Annotated in this window: 21 protein-coding genes and 1 tRNA gene; 6 read left to right on the forward strand and 16 right to left on the reverse strand. The window is 35.8% G+C overall.

Annotation, left to right across the window (positions count from 1 at the left end):
- Positions 1-22: 22 nt before the first annotated feature.
- Together ESB04_RS07800 and ESB04_RS07805 are read right to left on the reverse strand one after the other, a co-directional pair.
- Positions 23-631: a DNAJC11 domain-containing protein gene (locus ESB04_RS07800; protein ID WP_129027172.1), complete on the reverse strand. Its 609-nt coding sequence runs from the start codon at positions 629-631 to the stop codon at positions 23-25.
- A gap of 2 nt (positions 632-633) precedes the next feature.
- Positions 634-891: a hypothetical protein gene (locus ESB04_RS07805; protein WP_129027173.1), complete on the reverse strand. Its 258-nt coding sequence runs from the start codon at positions 889-891 to the stop codon at positions 634-636.
- Between the two features lie 604 nt (positions 892-1,495).
- Here ESB04_RS07805 and ESB04_RS07810 point away from each other — a divergent pair.
- Positions 1,496-2,212 carry an SDR family NAD(P)-dependent oxidoreductase gene (locus tag ESB04_RS07810; protein WP_129027174.1) on the forward strand — a complete coding sequence of 239 codons (717 nt, stop codon included), beginning with the start codon at positions 1,496-1,498 and terminating at the stop codon, positions 2,210-2,212.
- A gap of 142 nt (positions 2,213-2,354) precedes the next feature.
- Here ESB04_RS07810 and bla read toward each other — a convergent pair whose 3' ends face one another.
- The 6 genes from bla to ESB04_RS07840 all read right to left on the reverse strand — a co-directional run bounded on the left by bla (position 2,355) and on the right by ESB04_RS07840 (position 6,869).
- The gene (bla, locus tag ESB04_RS07815; RefSeq protein WP_129027175.1) at positions 2,355-3,110 is read right to left on the reverse strand and encodes a subclass B1 metallo-beta-lactamase; all 756 of its coding nucleotides are present in this window, start codon (positions 3,108-3,110) and stop codon (positions 2,355-2,357) included.
- 238 nt (positions 3,111-3,348) lie between these two features.
- Entirely contained in the window at positions 3,349-4,425 is a 1,077-nt protein-coding gene (locus ESB04_RS07820) for a DUF418 domain-containing protein (RefSeq protein ID WP_129027176.1), read from the reverse strand.
- 3 nt (positions 4,426-4,428) lie between these two features.
- The gene (locus ESB04_RS07825) at positions 4,429-4,749 is read right to left on the reverse strand and encodes a DMT family transporter (RefSeq protein ID WP_129027177.1); all 321 of its coding nucleotides are present in this window, start codon (positions 4,747-4,749) and stop codon (positions 4,429-4,431) included.
- Between the two features lie 81 nt (positions 4,750-4,830).
- On the reverse strand, positions 4,831-5,340 hold the full coding sequence (locus ESB04_RS07830; RefSeq protein ID WP_205749490.1) for a Crp/Fnr family transcriptional regulator: 510 nt from the start codon (positions 5,338-5,340) through the stop codon (positions 4,831-4,833).
- 363 nt (positions 5,341-5,703) lie between these two features.
- Positions 5,704-6,357 carry a recombinase family protein gene (locus ESB04_RS07835; RefSeq protein ID WP_129027179.1) on the reverse strand — a complete coding sequence of 218 codons (654 nt, stop codon included), beginning with the start codon at positions 6,355-6,357 and terminating at the stop codon, positions 5,704-5,706.
- Between the two features lie 158 nt (positions 6,358-6,515).
- A complete protein-coding gene (locus tag ESB04_RS07840) occupies positions 6,516-6,869 on the reverse strand; it encodes a hypothetical protein (RefSeq protein WP_129027180.1) in 354 nt (117 codons plus the stop codon).
- Positions 6,870-7,184: 315 nt separating this feature from the next.
- Between ESB04_RS07840 and ESB04_RS07845 the strand changes: the two genes are divergently transcribed.
- From ESB04_RS07845 to ESB04_RS07865, 4 genes are all read left to right on the forward strand, one after another.
- On the forward strand, positions 7,185-7,850 hold the full coding sequence (locus ESB04_RS07845; RefSeq protein ID WP_129027181.1) for a hypothetical protein: 666 nt from the start codon (positions 7,185-7,187) through the stop codon (positions 7,848-7,850).
- A 476-nt stretch (positions 7,851-8,326) separates the two neighbouring features.
- Complete coding sequence (locus tag ESB04_RS07850; protein ID WP_129027182.1) at positions 8,327-8,884, forward strand: hypothetical protein; 558 nt, start codon at positions 8,327-8,329, stop codon at positions 8,882-8,884.
- A gap of 117 nt (positions 8,885-9,001) precedes the next feature.
- Entirely contained in the window at positions 9,002-10,501 is a 1,500-nt protein-coding gene (locus tag ESB04_RS07855; protein WP_129027183.1) for a DNA methyltransferase, read from the forward strand.
- Between the two features lie 198 nt (positions 10,502-10,699).
- Positions 10,700-12,265 (forward strand): recombinase family protein, encoded by a 1,566-nt coding sequence (locus ESB04_RS07865; RefSeq protein ID WP_129027185.1) that lies wholly within the window; start codon positions 10,700-10,702, stop codon positions 12,263-12,265.
- Here ESB04_RS07865 and ESB04_RS07870 read toward each other — a convergent pair.
- The 4 genes from ESB04_RS07870 to ESB04_RS07885 form a co-directional block, all read right to left on the reverse strand.
- Positions 12,228-12,304: transfer RNA gene (locus ESB04_RS07870), tRNA-Asn, on the reverse strand. The two genes, ESB04_RS07865 and ESB04_RS07870, sit on opposite strands and share 38 nt — an antisense overlap.
- A gap of 85 nt (positions 12,305-12,389) precedes the next feature.
- Positions 12,390-13,781, reverse strand: coding sequence for an efflux RND transporter periplasmic adaptor subunit (locus ESB04_RS07875; RefSeq protein WP_129027186.1), 1,392 nt, complete (start codon positions 13,779-13,781; stop codon positions 12,390-12,392).
- 20 nt (positions 13,782-13,801) lie between these two features.
- A complete protein-coding gene (locus ESB04_RS07880; RefSeq protein ID WP_129027187.1) occupies positions 13,802-15,268 on the reverse strand; it encodes a TolC family protein in 1,467 nt (488 codons plus the stop codon).
- 95 nt (positions 15,269-15,363) lie between these two features.
- Positions 15,364-16,053 carry a M15 family metallopeptidase gene (locus tag ESB04_RS07885; RefSeq protein ID WP_235832200.1) on the reverse strand — a complete coding sequence of 230 codons (690 nt, stop codon included), beginning with the start codon at positions 16,051-16,053 and terminating at the stop codon, positions 15,364-15,366.
- Positions 16,054-16,124: 71 nt separating this feature from the next.
- On the opposite strand from ESB04_RS07885, the gene ESB04_RS07890 reads away from it, so the two are divergent.
- Entirely contained in the window at positions 16,125-17,360 is a 1,236-nt protein-coding gene (locus ESB04_RS07890; protein WP_129027188.1) for a nucleoside recognition domain-containing protein, read from the forward strand.
- On the opposite strand, the gene ESB04_RS07895 is transcribed toward ESB04_RS07890, so the two are convergent.
- Genes ESB04_RS07895 through gmd form a run of 4 tightly spaced genes read right to left on the reverse strand, consistent with a single transcriptional unit; the run spans position 17,361 to position 21,702 of the window.
- Entirely contained in the window at positions 17,361-18,845 is a 1,485-nt protein-coding gene (locus ESB04_RS07895) for a capsule assembly Wzi family protein (protein ID WP_129027189.1), read from the reverse strand.
- 28 nt (positions 18,846-18,873) lie between these two features.
- Complete coding sequence (locus tag ESB04_RS07900; RefSeq protein ID WP_129027190.1) at positions 18,874-19,353, reverse strand: UpxY family transcription antiterminator; 480 nt, start codon at positions 19,351-19,353, stop codon at positions 18,874-18,876.
- A gap of 15 nt (positions 19,354-19,368) precedes the next feature.
- Positions 19,369-20,622, reverse strand: coding sequence for a nucleotide sugar dehydrogenase (locus tag ESB04_RS07905; RefSeq protein ID WP_129027191.1), 1,254 nt, complete (start codon positions 20,620-20,622; stop codon positions 19,369-19,371).
- Positions 20,623-21,702: a GDP-mannose 4,6-dehydratase gene (gene gmd, locus ESB04_RS07910; protein ID WP_129027192.1), complete on the reverse strand. Its 1,080-nt coding sequence runs from the start codon at positions 21,700-21,702 to the stop codon at positions 20,623-20,625. It abuts the gene before it with no gap.
- Positions 21,703-21,805: the final 103 nt, after the last annotated feature.

Consider the following 21,805-nt stretch of genomic DNA (forward strand, 5'->3'; position numbering starts at 1 on the left):
TATTTCTTAGAGGCAACTTTCCTTATCCAATAAATAATGTCGCACCTTCAGTAATGGTTGAGGTTTCTCGTTTTCCATTGAGTGCATAGTCTACTATAAGTTGCTTCACTTTCCCAGGATAAGGATCACTTCCAAGATTCTGGTTGTTGGCCAGTATGGTTAATTTGTCTTCAGTTATAAGACTGTTGAGAAGAATTGTGACATCCGCGAATTTGTCTTCAATACCATATTTGGCAGATAGAATAACAAGTCCTTGTAAACTTGAGGCAAACCTTTCCTCAATAATATTCATAAAGTCTAGAACATCTTCCTTCGTTTCATTCTGAGTTTTTCGTTGTTGGGAACCAAAGTAGAAAGCAAGTCCACCCGGAATTGCTGTCACCCAGAAAGCAGTCCAACATATCCATGTAGACTTGTCGTTTTTAAAATCGCCAATTAAAGCGGTTATTAAAGTAGGAACCGCGGTGCCAACAAGAATAGATCCTACCGTCTGCCAAAGATTTGCATCGTCTTTTATGTTGTTAATTCTCTTTTTAATGAGGTTCCATTCAGTAGTTGAAATGGGATATGACCGCTGCTTTTGGGGTGGTATCAGCTCATAGTCTTGCGAAAACTTATAATTATCTGCCATAACTACTTTTTATTTTGTTCAACAAGTTTGGTGACAATTGCATTTATAAAAACTGAATTCCCGCAATTGTCACATGTAACTGGTATGACAGGAAAAATTGGTCCTCCACCCATGACTAGGTTTCCTTGATTAAACTCACGGAGTTCAAAGATTGTATCAGATACATTCCAGTTTCCTACACCACACATTGGACATGGTCGTCCTTGCCACTTTTCTTTTAAGTGGTTTAAGAGCTTCTCTGATTCTATTTTTTGTCCCATTGTAATTTTATTAAAAGTTTAATTATGTACTGTTGTTAAAACACCTAACTCTCTAATATACGCAATAGTACTAAAAAGAGTATGTGTTTCAAAGTATTTATAAAATGAACACTCAAACAACCTAAAGGCATAAAAATGAGAATATTACGCAATACGCATTTTAAATATTTATTACATTTTTGACCAATAAAATATACAAAATGCATATGGAAGTCTTTTTTGATGGGATTGATTTTTTGACTGAGCAACACAAGGCAAAAATGTAATTGGGTGCAAATTCCCAAAAAATAAAAAGCTGCTTTTGGCTCTTAAAAATAAGTTTCCTCATCCTTTTGATTTAGGATTGTAAATTACGAAAAACGAGGTATTGAAAATAAAAAGTTGCAACCACAAAAAATGTCTCTTTACAGAAAGATATGATGGTTTTTAAACAAAAAAAGAGGTCGAAAATGACCTCTTTTTGAATCTAGCTCCCCTTATTGACGAAAGATGCAGCTATAATGCGATGATTGAGTATCTGACTATTAGGAAATTAAGGGGTTGAACTTTTAGTCAATATTGCATGAAGTTGGCTTTCATAGTTTGTTTATCTACTTTTATGAAAATGAAAAAAGCTATAATCATAGGAGCAACAAGTGGAATCGGCAAATCATTGGCTGAGTTACTTTTGCTTGAAGGATATGAAGTGGGAGTAACCGGTAGACGTGAGGAGTTATTTCAATCTATTAAGACCCAAGAGACCAGTCGAATTTTCTTTAAGAAAGTGGATGTTCAGGATTTATCAACTTTAGAGCCAATCTGTAATGAATTGGTGAGACAGATGGGTGGATTGGATTTATTGATTATTTCTGCAGGTATTGGTGAGGAAAATAAAAATTTGAATTTTGAAGTTGAGAATAGTGTAATCAAAACGAATATTCAGGGATTTACGTGTGTGGCTGACTGGGCCGTACGGCATTTTAAAGAACAAGGCTATGGTCATCTCGTCAACATTAGCTCTATTGCCGGAATCAGGGGAAACGGGATTGCCCCATCATACAATGCGACTAAGGCATATCAAATCAATTATTTGGAGGGATTAAGAATAAATGTAAAGGATTATGGCTCAAGTATCACGATTACTGATGTACGTCCTGGATTTGTTAATACTCCAATGGCGAAAGGTGAAGGTCTCTTTTGGGTAGCCCCCGTTCAAAAAGCTGCGGAACAAATATTTGAAGCCATAAGACAAAAGAAACAAGTCGTTTATATAACGAAAAGGTGGAGATTGATTGCCGTCTTATTAAGAGTAATACCCTTTTCAATTCTTAAAAGGATATAAATAAAAAGGGTCATACTATCAAAGTATAACCCTTTTACCTTTATATCTGCTCCCCTTATAGACAAAAGATGCAGCCATAATACGATGATTGAGTATGTGACAATCAGGAAATTAAGAGGTTGAACTTCGTGCAAATTTGAAATTAATTGGACTTAAATAATTTAATCGTGTAATCTAGCAGGTCTTTACCTCCAATTTTTCCGTGACCTGGTATAACAATTTTAACATTTGGAAATTGTTGTTTCACTTTCTCAACAGTATTTGACCATTCACTAACATTTGCATCACCCAAATATCCCTTTGTGGCATCTAATTCTTTTATTAAACAGCCTCCAAACAAAATATTTTCATTTGGAAAATACCCAACAACGTTGTCCTTTGTATGTCCTTGGCCAAAATACTTTATTACTGCAAAGGCATTTCCAATATTTAATTTAAGAGAATCGTTAAATCCATTTTTTGGCACTAAAACATTATTTATTTTTGCTAATTCGATGGTGCTAAAATTTCCGAATGAAGGAATTTTGAACTTATGAAATGACTCTAAGCCTCCTAAACAATCATCGTGAAAGTGAGTGGGAACAACTGCGGTTATTTTACAGTGAAGTTTTTCCCTAAAGAAATTGATTAAATCTTCAGCACTTTTATTATTTGTTGGTGTATCAAATACAACCACTTCATTACTATTTCGAACTATCATTCCGTTACAGGGAACATTCCCAAAATCATTTGTTTGGAGAAATGAAGTGTGCAAAAATGCATTATCAGAAATTTGAATGACAATCAAATCTTCAGAATGATAAACTTCAATAGGCTTAAATTTTTTGAGACTCAACGTACTTTGAGAATATAAATTTCCGCAGAGTAAAAAGGTTAGAACAAAAAGAAGTGTTTTCATAAAGTAAATATAAGAAAAGATGCAACTACCCTAACTCACTGAAGGACTACAAAAAAGGCGACATTTCTGTCGCCTTGTGCATTCTGGCTCCCCTTACAGACGAAAGATGCAGCTATAATGTGATGATTGAGTATGTAACAATCAGGAAATTAAAGGGTTGAACTTCGTGTAAGTTTGCAGGAAGTTGTAATTGATTATATATGCTCCTCAATAATCATTTATAAAAAATCCACGTAAGTCAACCAGATATTCTTCTCATAAGCATTTCAAATGGCCCGTTCTTATATTTTTTTGTCCAAAGATAACTAAATGTGCAGCTGAGTAAAAAATAGGTAATGGCAAAAATCAAAATGATAATTGGGTCTGTTGGGATTTCTTTTAGCAAGTCATAACTAAGTGTTTTGCCAGTAATTGTTGTTAAAATTAGAAGTCCCAAAATTAAATGTGAAATATAATGTGTCAATGTCATTTGTCCTGTCGATGCTAATATCTTAGCAATTTGGGTTTCCCCAATTCTATTGCCAATAAAAATGAAAATACTTATTACTATTAGTCCGAATGAAGTAGTCCCCAAAATAAAGGGCAAAAATGGAGGAATATAATCCGCGGTCAAGTAAAACACAAGGTCTTCGTTTTGTGTTAAAGAAGTCGCAAACGATTGTATTAAAAATGTAAGTAAGTAAACTGAACTGCCAATCAATAATACCTTTTTTGGTGTCTTGCTATCATTCCAGTTTAAACGTCCCAAATACATTCCAATTAAGAAATAAGCTATCCAAGGGAAAATTGAATTCCAACCATTGTAAAAAGTATTTCTTAAAAAGCCTTTTAAAGTCCAAAAGTCAGTATAGATTAAGGTTTCAAAATTCCAGCCTGTGTCATAAGGTACAACAGCCAATAGAACGTGAAAGATAATGATAGCGACGGCGGCGGCATACAAATAATACTTTTTTGGTAAAAAAAGAAGTAGCACGGCAATATGCATATAGCCACCATAAAAGTGTAAAATGTCAGCAGGCCACCAAAGATAAAAGACTACACCCAAAACAAATAGAAACAAAGAACGCTTTGTAATGATGCTTTTAATGTTTTTTCTTTCCTCCAGCGTGTAATCGTTTCTATTTGTCATTAAGGCAACACCCATACCTGCAAGCATTACAAATAACGTGCTCGAATTGCCATTGAATAAGTTTAGAAAACCACTTAGTCCAATATGATTAGTATGGCTTCCAAAAACTGTATTAAAATTTACAATAAACATACCGAAGATTGCGTAGGCTCTTGCCAAATCAAATCCTATTATTCTGGTTTTCATTTTTTAGTGTGTTGAAGTTAATTTAAGTCCAATGACACCTGAAATGATAAGCAGAATGAAGCCTATTCGAATGAGAGTTGCAGGTTCTTTAAAAAATATCATTCCAATGATAACAGTTCCAATTGCTCCGATACTTGTATAAATGGTATAGGCTGTTCCTATCGGAATAGTTTTTAATGCTACTTGTAAAAAATAGAAACTTGTTATAATGCTAATGTAGAAAATGGAAGTCCATAATAAATTTTTATGGTTGTCCATTTGTTTCAACCCAATAGTCCAGCCAATTTCAAAAATACCAGCCAATAAAAGGTAAATCCAATTCATATTTCTTTGTGTTAATCTACTCTACAAATTTCAGAATAGAAAAACAAACGAAATTTGACTTAGGTCAAATAATGAGCTTGATTAGATTTTGGCCCTTATTCTGCTTAATGTTTCCAAAGAGATACCGAGATAGGAAGCTATTATGGTAAGCGGAATGGACTGAATGATATGAGGACTTTTATTAAGAATTTCTAAGTACCGTTCTGTCGCAGTTAAAGTATGAAATTGAAACAATCTGTTTTCTACCCATATACCATAGTATTCAGCAAACATTAAATCTAGAGTTAGCAATTTGGTATATTTTGCTTTAGCATCTTGAAAGGCTTGATAGTGAGTTATTGAAACGGTAACATCAGTTAAGGCTTCTATAAACTCCCTGCTTGGTTGTTGCAAACTATAACTATCAAATGAAACCGCTAAGTCATTCTCAAAGTAAAGTTCTGTTGTTATTTCTTTAGCGCCATTTAAATAATATTTTCGAGCAATACCGTTTTGCAGTAAATAACTTTTTGTACAAACTTCATCTTGGCGCAAAAGCAATTCCCCTTTTTTATATTGCTTAGTAGATGAAATATTTTGTAAAGCATTCAAGGTCTCGTTGTCAAGACATTTAATATAGTTGTTTATTTTGTCAATGTATAATGTCATTGATTGTCTGTGTATGTCGGTTTAGAATATCAGATAACGTTTTCGGTCTTGGCTAAGATGGCGATTTTCACCACAAAACTAACTGTTAATATTTAGCATAAATTGTAAAAAGAAGCACGTCTGCCCCGTTACATCAGAAAGTTGATGGTAAGACTAAAAAACACATAATAAGTTGCATCTTTTCAGAAAAAGTTCTTTTTGAAAATGGAAAAGATGCAACTCGCCTAACTCACTGAAGGACAACAAAAAAGGCGACATTTCTGATGACAAATCTATTATGTCACCCTTAATTCAATGAATAACCTATTATTGAATGTACAGCCTCCTCACACTTGCCGGTGTAAATTCACATCCATATCTTGTCTTGTAGCCATTCAGGTTAAGTTCCCTTGATATGTGTGTAAAGTTAAGATAACCATTTTTCATTTGGAAGTGTTCGATGAACATTCGTGCCATTTTCCAATTTTCGTTTTCGACCCTATTTCTGATTATTGCTTCGCCTCCTTTTAATTTTGCTTCAAGAGTTAAATTTTGTGGAGAACCTAATTTAACTCCTCGTGCCTTCAATGCAGCCAAACCAGCCTTGGTTCGATTTGAAATGAGCTCTCTTTCCCATTGTGCAACTGAACCAAATATGCCTAATGTCAATGTGTTTAATTCAGGTAATTCTATGCAACGTAATTTAACCCCCTTATTTCTCAAAGTGAAAAGGAACTCTACTTCACGAGATAATCTGTCAAGTTTTGTAAAAAGTAAGGTGTACCCATATTTGATACATAAGTTAGTAGCATATTCCAATTTTATTCTATTATTGTTCTTACCACTTTCTTGTTCAATTACAACTTCAATTAAGTTGTCACCAGTTGATTCGATAAATTGATTGATTCTTGATTGCTGTTCTTCTAGCCCAAGTACTTGACGACCTGTACTCGTTCGAACATAGGCAATGTAATTTTCCATTTTATTGCGTTTTGGCTAATATAAGCGCCAATTTTGCAAATGCCAAACGAGGATTTAAGATTTGATAACCTCTTTAAAAATTGACTATAAAAGACTAGCAGTTGCTACTAAATGAAGAAATTTGACAATTCTTCAGGAAGTAGAAAGCTAGTATTTTGTTAAAACAGTTCACTTTTAAAAAACCTAGCCTCTCGAATCGTATATGACAGTAAATTTAAGAAGTCAGATACAGTACAATTAATAACGAGTAAATCTGATGGATAAGTAAGATGTCCGATTCTTTGAGTAATGAGTAAAAGGAGTTCTTTTTCTTCTAAGTTAAAATCCTCAATTGGCGGAGCGACCAACTTAACGGTCTGTATTGCAAGACCGGTTTCTGAGTTTTTTAAAACTAGCTTGCTAAACTGAGGGGGGATTGATTCCTTAGACATTAACCTTTGAAAGTACTCACTCCGAATTAGGGATTCTAATGTATCAATCAAGGATATTTGACTTTTAGACAGTTTTTTCATCTGCGGTAGATTTACGGCAAAATATTTTATAATCCTCAATCATTTCTCGGATTAATATAGACTTGGATTTGTTCTTATTAATTGATTCATCAATAAGGGTTTTAAGCTGCTGTTCAGTTAGTCTAATATTGATTTTCTTTGTTTTCTTCATATCTATAAATACTTCAAATTGTAGTACAAGACCATTTGACTTTGTAAAAAATTTAGTTTATGTTTTAATTATCCCTTCCAACAACAACTTAAAGACATTTAAAAAGACCCCGGTGAGATTTGTGTAGGGAAGGGACACATTTTTCATTTGGGGTTCATTTTTATATGGAAAACAAAAAAAATAAAACAAAAGGAATTTGGATTCCCGAAGAAATTATGGTTGACAAGAAATTAGATTGGACTAATAAGGCGTTACTTTCTGAAATCTATTCACTTTGCAAATTACCTGATGGTTGCATAGCTTCAGATAATCATTTTGGTAAATTATTAGGTATTGGAAGAAGTTCTGTCAACAAACGAGTAAATAAGTTGGAAGAGCTGGGATATTTTACTTCTGAAAATATTAACAAGGGCAAACTTTGCATTGGAAGAATAATTACAAAAGGTAGTTCATTCAAGAAACATACCCTAGTTCCCGAAGCAGAAAATGGTAGTTCCGATACTAAACAAGAGGTAGTTCTCAAAGTTGACGAACGTAGTTCTGTTGAGAACACAATTAATACACCTACCAATTCATTTTCATTAATTCAAGAAACAATTCAGTATACTGGGGAAACAAAAATTTCTGGAATAACAATGAATCAATTTTATACTCAAAGATATGAAGAGATTGTAAATGAGTTGGTAAACAAGTCCAGTTTAGGCGAAAAGATATTTGATTATACGTTTCCGGAAAATTTAGATATGTTTAAGTATTCCGTTGATGAAAATGAATATAAAATCATTTTTCCTTTATTAACAGAATTAATAAAAATTGAAAAGTATATATAAATTAAATCTATCTCCAATTCCCCGAAGGGGATGATGAACGCAGTTCAAACCTTCGGTTTCCTCATCCCCAATTCCGCTCACCCCCTTCTCCAAAAAGACATAATTAATCAACCGATATCACTTTTGTGCATTCTTCTCCAAACTGACTAATGATTCGAACAGCTAATTTCTGGCCTGCTCGATTTAGTTGGATTGGTTGATATGTTGAGTATTTGAAAATTCCTCAGAAAATTTTCTTTTGAATGCCGGACTATATCTGATTTTCAAAAATTTTACCCAAAATTTTTTATTAAAGTAGGGTCTACCTAATATTTTGGCCGTTAAAACGCCGAATTGTGCCGGGGATACAGGAGTCGGGAGGGGCCTCCACCCCCACTTGAAGGGGTACTTTCTGCCGTTATTTCAAAAAAAGTTGAAAAAAAAGTGAAAAAATATTTTGTGGATTAAAATATTGTACTTTTCTTTGTATCCACAATATGAAAATTGACTATTCCATAAAGCATTCCGTTCCAAGTTTCAATTTAGATACTTGGTTAAAGGGTATTGAGAAAGAGGAGCCTAGAATTCCTTACTCAAAATTAAAAGGGCTTTGGGACCATTATGGAGAGCTTTTAGATGATTTCAGAGCATTTTTGGAGACAAAAGAGAGTGTTACTGATGCTGATGGAAAAACTCTTACGCCGGTTGAAATTTATAATGCAATTGAATATTATAAGATACGAATTGAAAAATTGTGGTTGATTTTCAATTTGAGACTTTACAAGACTACTAATGTAAACAAGGAGACACAGGTACGATATATCGTGATGCGTGCGTTTTGGATTGACGAAAAGGGTAAGCCATTTAGAAAGTTCTCAAAGAATTTGGGTGCAGAGAACAAAGTATTGGTAAGAGGGCAAATCCCACATAGTGACATCAAAGCTGTTGAGGATTATATTTTGTCATTAATGGAGGATTTATATTACTGGGAATATATTAGTGATGCTGAAGCAGGAACTGATAGCGAAGGTAATATTAGAATACCCAGGTATTAAGTTCTCAGGAATTTAACAAAACCAAGACCTAACGGTCTTTTTTTTAACAAAAATTATTGGATAAAATTATCTGACATAAAAATATAAGACACAAATTTTTAACTAAAATAAATAACAATGCAAAAAGTAGAAACAGTTAGTTTAGGTGAATTACAAATTCACCCTTTGGTATCAGGTGTTATGAATAATACCTTATACGCCCCAATCCAATTTTCGATGAAGCACGATGGACAAAAGACGCCAATCGTTGTGGTAAAAAGGGAAATTGGTTATTTAATCATCGATGGTGTACTTCGATACAACGCCGCAGTTGAACTTGGTAATATCGAAACACTGGAATGTAAAATTTTAGACATTTCTGATGAACAAGTTCTAGACACTAGAATTGTTCATAACCAAAAATCAAAGGTTCATACAATCGAAGTTTGCCGAAATATTGAACACATTTTGGGATTGATTGGAACCGAGCAAGGTAAACGTAACGATTTATTAGGAAACAAAAATTTAGATGATGAAAAGGAGTTTGGCGTAGCTGGACAAGACAGATTTGAAAAAGCCTGTATTTTATCTGGTCTTCAATTTTCTGCGAGAACTTTACGCAAGTTAATGGCTGTACACGATTATGAAAAGGATGATAACAGTCTTGGATTAATTGATGGTATCAATTCAGGGAAATACAAAATTGATGGTGCCCACAAATTAATGAAGAGTCTAATTGACAAACAATCCAAAAAAGCACGTAGAAAACAAATTGTAATAGACAGAGTCACATCAAACGTTTGGTTTGAATTATTTGAACAAAGTGCGACAGATTTGTCAAATCTAAAGCATTTGAAGCCTAAGTTCGCAATGTTTAGTCCCCCGTATTGGAAGATGAGGAAGTACAGAAATCAAGGTGAAATTATGTACGGCCAAGAACCATCTTTACAACAATACTTAGATAACAGCAAAAAAATAATTAAAGAGCTAGTCAATGTAATGGACGAAAACGGTGTGGTTGTAATCGTAATCGGAGAAGCCTACAAAGGTGGCTACAAAAGTATAACTAGCCGATATGAGTTAATGCTTTTGGATTGTGGTCTTGATATTTTAGGTGTTTGCGAATGGGTAAAACTTAATCCAACTCCGGCAGTACCAAAATATTTCTTTCGTCCTGCAAACGAGAAAATATTCGTATGCAAAATTAAAGGTGCAGAAATTTCATTCAATCCTAAGATGAAGCCAACGAAAGATGGAAAGTCATCTGTGAAAAAATGTCATACAGCTATAGATGGTGCTGAAAGATATTTTGTTGAGGATGATGAAACAATAATTTCAAATGTAATAACGACTGCAGCGTTTAATCATTCTGAGTATAAAATCTATGACCCCAATTTCAAACACGATGCACCGTGCCCAATGGAGATTTATGATATTATGGTATCAAGCTACACAATGCCTGGTGATACTTGTATTGACATTCATTGTGGTTCAGGACAAGGACTTGAGGTATTTGCAAGAAATGGATGCAATGCAATTGGAGTTGACATTGACCCAGAATCAATTGAGTTCTGTGAAAAAAGAATGCGTATGGTCTTGGGTCAAGAATGCGAGGTCGAATTACAAACAGCCGCTTAACATTTGATATGAATCCGTCTCAGCTAAAGTCGCAGTTGAACATTGAAGGAGTTAGTTTGTCTGAACAGCAGAACCTTGAAATATGGGCTCTGCTGGACAAACTAGCACGTATTGAGTATAATCTTTACTTAAAAGAGAAACTTTCAACTTGCGAAGGCAATTCAAGTTCAATTATCGACATTAGCCATTTACAAAAAGATGCAGCATAAAATGAAGAACGTTATTATTTATAGTCGCGTGTCAACAGATGAACAGGCACAAATGGGTCATTCATTGGATTATCAGGAGGAAACCATCATAAGACATTGCACATTCAAAAACTACAATGTAGTTAAGTGCTTCCAAGAGGACTACTCAGCCAAAGATTTTGAACGGCCGGAATGGAAAAAGATATTGGCCTTTATTAAATCAAGTCAAAAAACTTCACTAGCAATAGAAAGCATCGTGATATTAAGACCTGACCGCTATTCAAGAAATCTGATTTTATCATTCACAGAAACAACTAAACTTGCAGGATTAGGTTGTGAGGTTGAGTTTGTTGAAGGACAAGTGGATGACTCAAGTCCTGATGCACTTTTACTCCAAGCGATAGGTTACGCGCTTCCACAGGTTGAGAACTCGAAGATTAGTCGCCGCTCTAAAGAGGGGTCTCATAAGGCACGTAAGAGTGGCTGTTTTACAGGGATAGCACCAAAAGGATACAAGAACTTCAGACTTGATACAAAATCCACACTTGAATTCAATGAGGATGCACCATTAATTCGAGAAGCATTTGAGAGAATGGCAAGTGGTACTTATAGTGCAGATGAAATTAGACGATGGTTAAATTCAAGAGGGATGACCTTATCAAAAAACACTTTCCTTGATATTATTCGTAACGTCACTTACACCGGCAAAATCAGAGTCAAAGAATTCAATGGAGAACCCGAACAGATTGTTCAAGGTTTACATCCAGCATTGGTATCAGATGAAGTATTTGCAACAGCAAATGATGTACTGAAGGGTCGTAGACGTAATATGAAGTTTAAAGATGACAAAGCCGACCTATACCCTTTGAAAGGACATTTAAGGTGTCCGATACACGGAAGAACTTTGTCTGCATACGGTTCAAGAAGTCGTAGTGGTAAAATTCACCATTACTACGTTTGTACTAAGAACAGATGTCCACGTTATCCAATCGACTATGCACATAGTGAGATTGAAAGACTACTTGGTGAGGTTCAATTCTCAGCCAGAGTTATCAAATCATATCGTTCCATTTTAGAACGAATTTTCGAAGCAGAAGACTCAAGTAGGGTAAAGCTAATACAGAACACCAAAGACGAAATTCAACGTCTTAAACAACGTAAAAACCATATCCAAGATGAGTATATGGACGGAAAGATTTCATCACTTGAATATCAGGAGTTGAAAATGACCATTGATACGAAGGTGTTTGAAAAGGAACGCTCCCTGAAGGAGATGAATGAAGAACTATCCCCATACAAAGAGTACTTGAATAGACACGTACCTGCATTGGAAGATTTAACCTCATTATATCAAAAAGTGGATGGTAAGACGAAGAAACAGATATTGAGCTGCATCTTTTCAGAAAAAGTCCATTTTGAAAATGGAAAAGCTGCAGCACCCACGTACACACCCCCAATTGAGGTTTTAATCAATGCCAGAGGGGTTTTGGAAGGTTCTAAAAACAAAAAAGAGGTCATTTCTGACCTCTTGTGCACTCTGGCTCCCTCTCCTGGGCTCGAACCAGGGACCCCATGATTAACAGTCATGTGCTCTAACCAACTGAGCTAAGAAGGAGTTTCTGCCCTTTTGGGATTGCAAAAATAGGGGTCATAATGCATATTTGCAATAATGTCCCCTATTTTTTTATTAAAATTTAGCATTATTTCTTTTCCTCTGCCTTAGCATCCTTCTTTTTCACCAATTCTCCCTCTTTCAAATTCTTGGCTACCGTAGCATATGGTCCTGATATAATCTCTTGACCCTCTTTTAATCCAGAAACAATCTCAATGTTATCAAAGTCAGAAATACCCGTCTTCACCTCAACCATTTTCGCTTTTCCCTTCTCACTGATAAATACAACTTCTTTGATCTTCTCTTTACGTTTCTTCGCCTGCTGCGCTGTTTCTTCCTTAGCTGGTTCTGCTGGTGCATCTGAACCTTTCTTAGCATCCTTAGCTACTTCTTCTCCCCCTATTTCACGGGTAGTAACTGCCGCCAATGGCACCGTCAAAATATTGTCCTTACGATTCGTTAAAATTTCCACTGAAGCCGTCATACCAGGCTTTAAAGGATAAGATAATCTACCCTTGATCAAATCCCTGTAAGAATCTCTCAAAACACGTATCTTCACTTCAAACTCAGTAACCGCATCTGTAGTTACCGAGGTGGCTGTTCCTGACTGATTTGCTGAACTTGCTATTTCATATACTACTCCCTTAAACTTACGCTCAGAAGAGGTAAAAGCATCCACATCAATAATTACCGTATCACCTAAACTTACTCGGGTAATATCATTCTCATTTACATTTACTCGAACCTCCATATTGTTCAAATTAGCAATTCGCAACATTTCCGTTCCAGCCATTTGAGAAGTTCCTACCACACGTTCACCTAATTCAACATTTAACTTTGAAATGATTCCACTTTGAGGAGCGTAAATCGTGGTCTTAGTTAAATTTGTCGTAGCCTCTTTCAAAGCCGCCTCCGAACTTTTAACATTATAAGTAGCCGCTTTAACATTCGCTTTAGCTGATTCCAAATCTTGTTTAGCAACCATATAGGCCGACTGAAACTGGTCAAAGTCAGCATCGGAAATAACTTTATCATTGTGCAATCTTTGATTCCGATCAAAGTCAATCTTCGCCTTACTTAGTCTAGCCTCACTTTGTGCCAATGCCGCCTTGCTTTGCTCCATGCTTGCTTTCGTAGCATTCAACTGCGCCTCAGCTCGGGCTAATAAAGACACATAGTTGTCTGGACGAATTTTTAATAACACTTGACCAGCGACCACGGAGTCTCCTTCGGCAACGCTTAATGCCACAATTTCTCCAGATACGTCAGGAGAAACCTTTACCTCCACTTCTGGTTGAATCTTTCCAGATGCAGAAACCTTCTCCACAATAGACTCTCTTTTAACCTTACCAAACTCCACTACCGTGGGATCTACTTTCCCAATCCAACCTTGTTGCTTGGCAATAAATAAGCCTAAAAATATCACAACTACTCCACCGCCGATAAACAACCAAGTGCGCTTGCTATTGTTCTTTGCCATCTCTTTTAAATAATTGAAAATTAAAATGTTAAATTTTTACCTTGATAGTAATCTAAAATCTTTGTTCTAAAGACATAATCATATTTCGACTGAACTAAAGCCAATCTTGCTTTGTCCAAATTGGTTTTTTGCAAATTATAGCTTACAAAGTCGATGGTACCCGCACTGAACTTACTTTCTGATGCCCTAAATGATTCTTCTAATGCTGAGACCTGCGTCATTCCTGCCTCATATTTTTTTGCCGCATTAAGCATATTAACATATGCTTGTTCAATGTTTTGACGTAAATTCAATCGGGCTTTATTGGCTTCAATTTCCGCATTAAGCTTCTGCAAGTTCGCTTGAGAAACTCTCGTTCTATTCTGATATTTAGTAAAAATAGGAATACTCAAATTCAAAGATACCACCTTGTTTTGCGTATTATTTAATTGATCAAAATACCCAACTGTATTCCCTTCTCCGTATTTTGGCTGAGTAGTCGTAATTGGGTAATTCGTTCCTCCAACATTCACATTACCTAATGTAACTTCCTGTGTTCCTAAAATCTGTACCGATTTCAGGGCATTGGACTGGTTGGCAGACCAGCTTCCACTTAAACTCAACGTTGGTAGACGGAATGCTTTAGCCACATCGACACTTTTTGCTGCTCCCTGAACTCGAAAATCAGCAGCTCTAACTAATGGTTGGGCATCCACGGCTTTTGCATAAATTTCAGCTATGCTTAATTCATAAGAAGCAGAATTAGGCACCGGAACTTGAATTCGTTCCAACTCGAATTGACTAATCGCAGAATCATTTAATAGCTGCAATAAGGTCAATTTATTGATATCCAAGGTACTTTGAAAGCTCACCACATTGGACTCTTCATTGGCTAATTGAGCTTTCAAATCTAGCAAGGTAGATATAGGAACAGAACCCGCATTCACTAATTTTTGGGTTCTTTCAATTTGCAATTTGGAAATTTCCGTTTGCGATTTAGCAATAGCCAATTGGTCTTCCGCATTCAAAATAGACAAATAAGAAAGCACCACTTGTAATGAAATATTTTCACGTATGGCCTGTAAGTCTTCCTGATTAGCCTTTAAAGTAAATTCCGATTGTAAAATATTATTTTTTAACTGACCCCCATTAAATAACAGTACATTGGCATTTAATCCTAAGTTATTATAATTGATATTTCTTGAGTCATAACCATTGGTATATGGGTTGATGCTTCGTCCAAAACTCGCTGCTTGGTTAATATTTCCCGATAAGGATGGCAATTGGTTATACTTAGCCTGCTGGTACTGAAGCTCAGCATTTTGTAAACTAACTTGATATGATTTTACATTCAAATTATGTTGCAAAGCAATATCTACTGCTTGGTTCAATTTTAATTTTACTATTGAGCCATTACTTTGAATAGCTGTTTGCCCATAAGATGTAAAAGTCATGGCAAAAAGCAAGGCAAAAAGACATACAATGGTTGGGAATGATCTCCTGTGCATAGCTGAATAAAAAGTATTTAACACAATGTTACTATTTTTAGATGGGGCAATTGGGAGATTTTGGATAAACGGCAAGCCAAAAGGATAAATCCCACTTATTGAACTACTTGAAATCTTTTCTTAGCCTCCGCCCGAGAAAAAGCATTGAAATGCCACCATTCATATTCAATCGGCAGAAAGCCTGCTTTTTGCATGATATTTCGAAGTAAAAGCCTGTTTTTAATGACTTTATCGCTAAGTATTCCTTGGTCAAATAATTCTTTTTCCGCCTTGGGGTACGCTTCTTTTCCAAAATAATCAAATGGCGTTCCCATGTCCAATGGATTCCCTGATTCATCCGCAATGGTTAAATCGACCGCACTTCCGTAATTATGAATGGAATGCTCCTGAGGTGATGCCACATAATTTTTTCTCACAACAGGAGGGTATTGGGGTAAAGCATTCCAAAGGTCCCATTGCTTAGATAAAGGTCTCGCAGCATCATATATCAACAATCGGTAACCAGGCTTTTGCTGCTCCAACAGTGATTGGGCATAGGCCAATTTTTTCACCGTTTCCCTCTGAAGAAATGCCTTGGTTAAACATCCATATACGTTTTTGTGCATGAAATTATCCACTGTAGCATATTTCAATTGGACCAAAATCTGCTTCACCTCAGCTTGTACTTCTACCAAGCCTTGTTGCCGCATTTTGTCTTCATACATACAAGGCTTTTGCTGGGCCATTCCTATAAAGGGCCAAAAACTAGCAATAAATACCCAAGGAATGAAAAAGGAATACCACATAAAAATCAAGAAATTCCCTAAATTTAGCCAAATTTTAATTGGGTAGGTGCCTATCTTACCTAGAATTCTTTATGGCTTTAAACTGGATTTGGTTTTTATTTTTTGGGGTAGCTTTTATAGTTGCTATCATTCAATTCTTATTCTTCGGAAATACAGAAATTTTCAAAATCTTGGTAGATGGCATGTTTGATTCTGCCGAAATGGCCGTTATGAAAATAGCATTACCCCTAGCGGGAGTGATGACCTTTTTTATGGGTATTTTACAGATTGGTGAAAAAGCCGGGGCCATCCAATTTTTAGCCAAAAGAATTCGTCCGTTTTTCACACGCCTATTTCCTGAGATACCTTCAGACCATCCAGTCCACGGACAAATGATCATGAATTTTTCTGCCAATTTATTAGGTTTAGACAATGCCGCAACTCCTTTTGGATTAAAAGCTATGCAAGGTCTTCAAGATATTAATTCAGACAAAGAAACCGCCTCCAATGCGCAAATCATGTTTCTTACTTTGCACAGTGCAGGACCTGTATTGATTCCTTTAAGTATCATGGCACAAAGGGCCATTTATGGGGCGAAAGATGCTTCAGATGTTTTTATCCCTTGTTTAATGGCTACCTACGCCGCCACTTTAGTTGGATTAATATTTGTTTCCATCAAACAAAAAATCAACTTATTGGAGCCCGTATTATTAAGTTGGATATTAGGGCTTACCATCTTCTTTGGAGGAATTTTGGCTTATTTTAGTTCATTAAGCAAAGAGCAGATAGAAATACAATCCAAAATTTTCAGTAATGGATTATTATTCACCTTAATCTTAAGTTTTATCGTCGCAGCCTTTTGGAAGAAAATTGACATCTTTTCCACCTTTGTAGAAGGAGCTAAAGGGGGATTTGAAACATCTGTAAAAATCATTCCTTATTTAGTGGGAATGCTGGTGGCAATCAGCTGTTTACGTAATTCTGGAACCTTAGATTTTATCGTAGATGGCATGAAATGGTTAGTTAATTTGTCAGGATTAGACACCCGATTTATCGATGCCATGCCAACTGCCCTTTTACATCCAGTCAGTGGTAGTGGGTCTAGGGCCATGATGATTGATACGATGAAAACTTTTGGGGCCGACTCATTTGTGGGAAGATTAGCCTGTGTTTTTCAAGGTTCGGCTGAAACGATATTGTATGTGATTGCCTTATACTTTGGCTCTGTTCAAGTAAAAAATATCAGATATACGCTTTGGGCGGGCCTAACGGCAGACTTAGCTGGAATAATTACAGCGATATTCGTAAGTTATTTGTTCTTTGGTTAATTAATCCAAAGGAATACTGATGGCTACATTGCCTCCAATAGTGGGAGCAGTCAAGTTCCCTTTTTCAAGTCCCAAATTAGCTTTTAAGATGGATTCTGGGAAACCGGGAATTTGGATAGGTCTATGCCATAAAATACCTCCTGAATATTGTTTTTTAACTGGAAAATATTCAGACCCAAACCACCCAATGGCATTAGATAAACTACCTCTAAATTGAATTTTGTTCCTACCCATAGCTAGTTCTCCCGCTATATAAAAAGCCTCTACCCGATTGTTATCATAATAAATCCTATTAGAGGGGCTTAAATCTGTTTCAGCATCTAAAGTCATTAAAGGTGTTCCAATCCCTTTCCCAAAATAAGTCCATCCATTTAAATAAACTCCATTATTCAGGTAATTATCAAATCCTCTAATATTAGTTTTATCACTAAAAATCGTACCCCCTTGTGAAGTCGTATTTAAGTATTCAAATACCAATTTAACTAACCCTTGATCGACCTTTCGTGTAATTGCTAAACCATGCAAACCATCGGTAATGTTATTGCCATAATATAAAGATCCATCTTCGTAGATACTTTGTCGATAAAAAAACACCTTTGATTTATTTAATTCAATCTCTAAACCCACATCCACAGTGCCTAAATGATTCCCCGACCGATTAAATCCATCGTTGTATCCATAAGTAGCTGTATCACCTGTTACAGCATTTGAGCGACCCGTTACTACTGATATATAAGTCTTAAAATCAGAAGGAATTACTCCGTTTTTGGCTGAAATATTATATGGATCTGCATATTTTAATCTACCTGCCCACTGAACTTGATGATTAAAACCTCCATAAAATTTAACTTTCCAATGAGGTTTACCTAGGCGCCCATAAAATGTTTTTTGATGTAAATAAAAATCTCTAACATCTTCTCTGGAGTTTTCAAACCATCCATGTGCATAAGATCCTTTAAAAGCTAAAACGCCCTTCAAGAAGCCTGGCGACCAATACTCCTTAACTTGTAATTCTACTTTGGGCATAGGCAATGCATTGCCAGACCAAATGTAGGAACCTGAACTCAAAGTAGAATCCACTAAACCAAACATCTGTTTTTGTCGACCAGCAGCCAATTCGAAAATACCCAATTTCCCCTTTACATACGCCTCTGGAAAAAAGACATCAGCTTTATTCTCCCCTAAATTAATTTGTGATGAAACACCATAAGCCCAATCAATTTTTTTATTTGGGCGATAATCCACTAAATAGGAAATCCCTGAAAATCCATAAGAGCCCGAGGCGGGTACCAAACCATATTGGTTAGCGCGCAACCATAAGGGATTATATACACCCCCAACAGATCCTCCCATCCCAACAGAAAAATTGGATTGAACATTTCTCTGAGCCCTAAGAGAATGAGAATCTATCAGTATGCATAAAAGGACCATGATTTTAAAAGCAATCATGGAAATAAAAGAATACTTGGGGTTCATTTGACTCATGAATTCAAAGATAATTGAAAATTTGAGATTACGGCCCTTGGTTTATATAAGCAACAAGCTCAAAACCGAGGCTTTCAATTTTTAATCGAACTTCATGTTTATTTTTAAATCCGATCACCTCTGCCTTTTGACCTGATAGGGCACCAGAATCTAAGGTTACAAAATCACCGATATTGACCAAATTTCCATGAGCCTCTACTTCGGCATGTTCCGCCAAAAAATGTTGAATGGCGACAATTTCTGAATCCTGAATGAGAGCTGGTTTTTGCAACCAATACACAAAATTGACCACACCATTCACTTTTCTCACCGTGGCTGATTGAGCCTCTAAGTCAATATTTACAAAGACATAGGATTTAAACAATGGTTCTTCTACCCACTTTTTTCTGTCGGACCATTGTTTCCTCTTTTTAGTTAATGGGCAATAACAACTAACTCCCAGCTCCTCAAGTCGAAAAGCTACTTTTTTCTCCTGACGAGATTTGGTGTATAAGGCATACCAAGCCATACGATTTAGAAATAATTATAAGCGAGCATCTACTAAGGTCCGATCCAATATAGCTTTAATATCAAATAATATACCTGTTGGTGCTTTTAATGTTTTGTAATCCAAATGTAAAAACTCTTGATGAGCGACAGTTAATACTATCGCTTGGTAGCTATTTGCCAAATCCGAAATTAACTTTATTCCATGTTCACGATATACTTCCTTTGGATTGGCCCAAGGGTCATATACGTCTACTTCCATTCCAAAGTCGATTAATTCTCGATAAATATCTACCACTCTTGAATTTCGAATATCAGGACAATTTTCTTTGAAGGTTATACCTAACATTAAGGTTTTAGACCCTTCTACCTTATGACCCTTTCTGATCAATAACTTAACAAGTTTATTTGCCACAAATATACCCATATTATCATTTACCCTTCTCCCAGAAAGAATTACTTGTGGATAATATCCCAAACTTTCTGATTTATGTAATAAATAATAGGGATCAACTCCTATACAGTGGCCTCCAACCAAACCTGGTTTAAAATTTAAAAAATTCCATTTTGTTGCTGCAGCTTCCAACACCTCTGTTGTATCTATACCCATTTTATCAAAAATCAATGCTAATTCATTAACGAATGAAATATTAACATCTCTTTGAGCATTCTCTATTGCCTTGCTAGCTTCAGCTACTTTAATAGAAGATGCTTTATGGGTACCCGCAAAAATGATAGAACGATACAAATTATCAACTATATCGGCTATCTCAGGAGTAGAGCCTGACGTAACTTTTTTAATATTTGTGAGAGTATTTACTTTATCACCAGGATTAATTCTTTCTGGAGAATAGCCGCAATAAAAGTCTTGATTATACTTTAGCCCAGAAAACTTTTCTAGTACCGGAACACAATCTTCCTCCGTGCAACCAGGATAAACCGTTGACTCATAAATAACGATGTCTCCTTTTTTTAAAGATTTTCCAATCATTTCGGAGGCTTTCATCAAAGGACTCAAATCCGGCTTTTTAAAATGATCAATTGGCGTAGGAACCGTTACTATAAAAACCTGATAGTCGGATAAATCTTCCTTACGTGACGAAAATTTTAAATATTTAGAAGATGCTAATTGATTTTCCGAAACTTCGTTGGTTCGATCTATTCCTTTTTGTAATTCATTAATTCGATCAATATCTATATCAAAGCCTAAGGTAGGATATTGTTTTCCAAATTCTACCGCCAAAGGAAAACCTACATAGCCTAATCCAATAATTGCTATAGATGTGTTCATTTATCGATTAGTAAATAATTGAATATCAGAACTCATCATATCTTTTACCAAAGCAGGTAAATCATATTTTAATTTCCAACCTAACTTAGTTTGTGCTTTGGTTGGATCTCCAATCAATAAATCCACTTCCGTAGGTCTAAAATATCTAGGGTCAACTGCCACCACTTCTTTCCCTATTTCCACTTGATATAATGGATTATGACAAGCTTTCACTCTAGCGATTTCATTCACTCCAGAACCAGAAAATTCCAACTCAATTCCTACCTCATGAAATGCCATCTTCACAAAATCCCGTACGGTGGTAGTAATGCCTGTAGCAATGACAAAATCCTCGGGCATTTCTTGTTGCAAAATCAACCACATAGCTTCCACATAATCTTTAGCATGTCCCCAATCGCGCTTAGCGTCAAGATTTCCTAAATATATCTTGTCTAATTGTCCCAAGGCAATCTGAGAAACTCCTCTAGTAATTTTCCTAGTTACAAAAGTTTCCCCTCGTAAAGGAGATTCATGGTTGAACAAAATTCCGTTCACCGCAAACATCTGGTAAGCTTCCCGGTAATTTACAGTAATCCAGTAACCATAAATTTTGGCAACTGCATAGGGCGACCTCGGATAAAAAGGCGTTTTTTCCGATTGTGGAACCTCTTGCACTAAACCATAAAGTTCAGATGTAGAAGCTTGATAAATCTTAGTTTTGGGGGTCAAGCCCAATAATCTAACCGCTTCCAAAATACGTAGGGTTCCTATTCCATCCACTTGAGCCGTATATTCTGGCTCGTCAAATGAAACTTTAACATGAGACATGGCCCCCAAATTATAAATCTCATCTGGCTGAACCTCTTGAATAATTCGTATGATGTTAGTCGAATCACTTAAATCCCCATAATGTAGGTGAAAATTAGAAGAATCTACATGTGGATCTTGGTATAAATGATCTATTCTCTGCGTGTTAATCAATGAGCTTCTCCGCTTAATGCCGTGTACTTGATAACCCTTGTTAAGTAAAAATTCTGCCAAATACGCACCATCTTGACCTGTGATGCCCGTAATTAAAGCCACTTTTTGTTTTTGAGACATATATTATTGATTCAATGATTAAAAAGAAAGGATGAAGCATCCCCTCCACAATTGCACATCGTGTAAAATTACTAAAAATTATCCGTGACTTCGGCTATTAATT

It is taken from the genome of Aquirufa rosea (assembly GCF_004118285.1).
GTDB lineage: Bacteria > Bacteroidota > Bacteroidia > Cytophagales > Spirosomataceae > Aquirufa > Aquirufa rosea.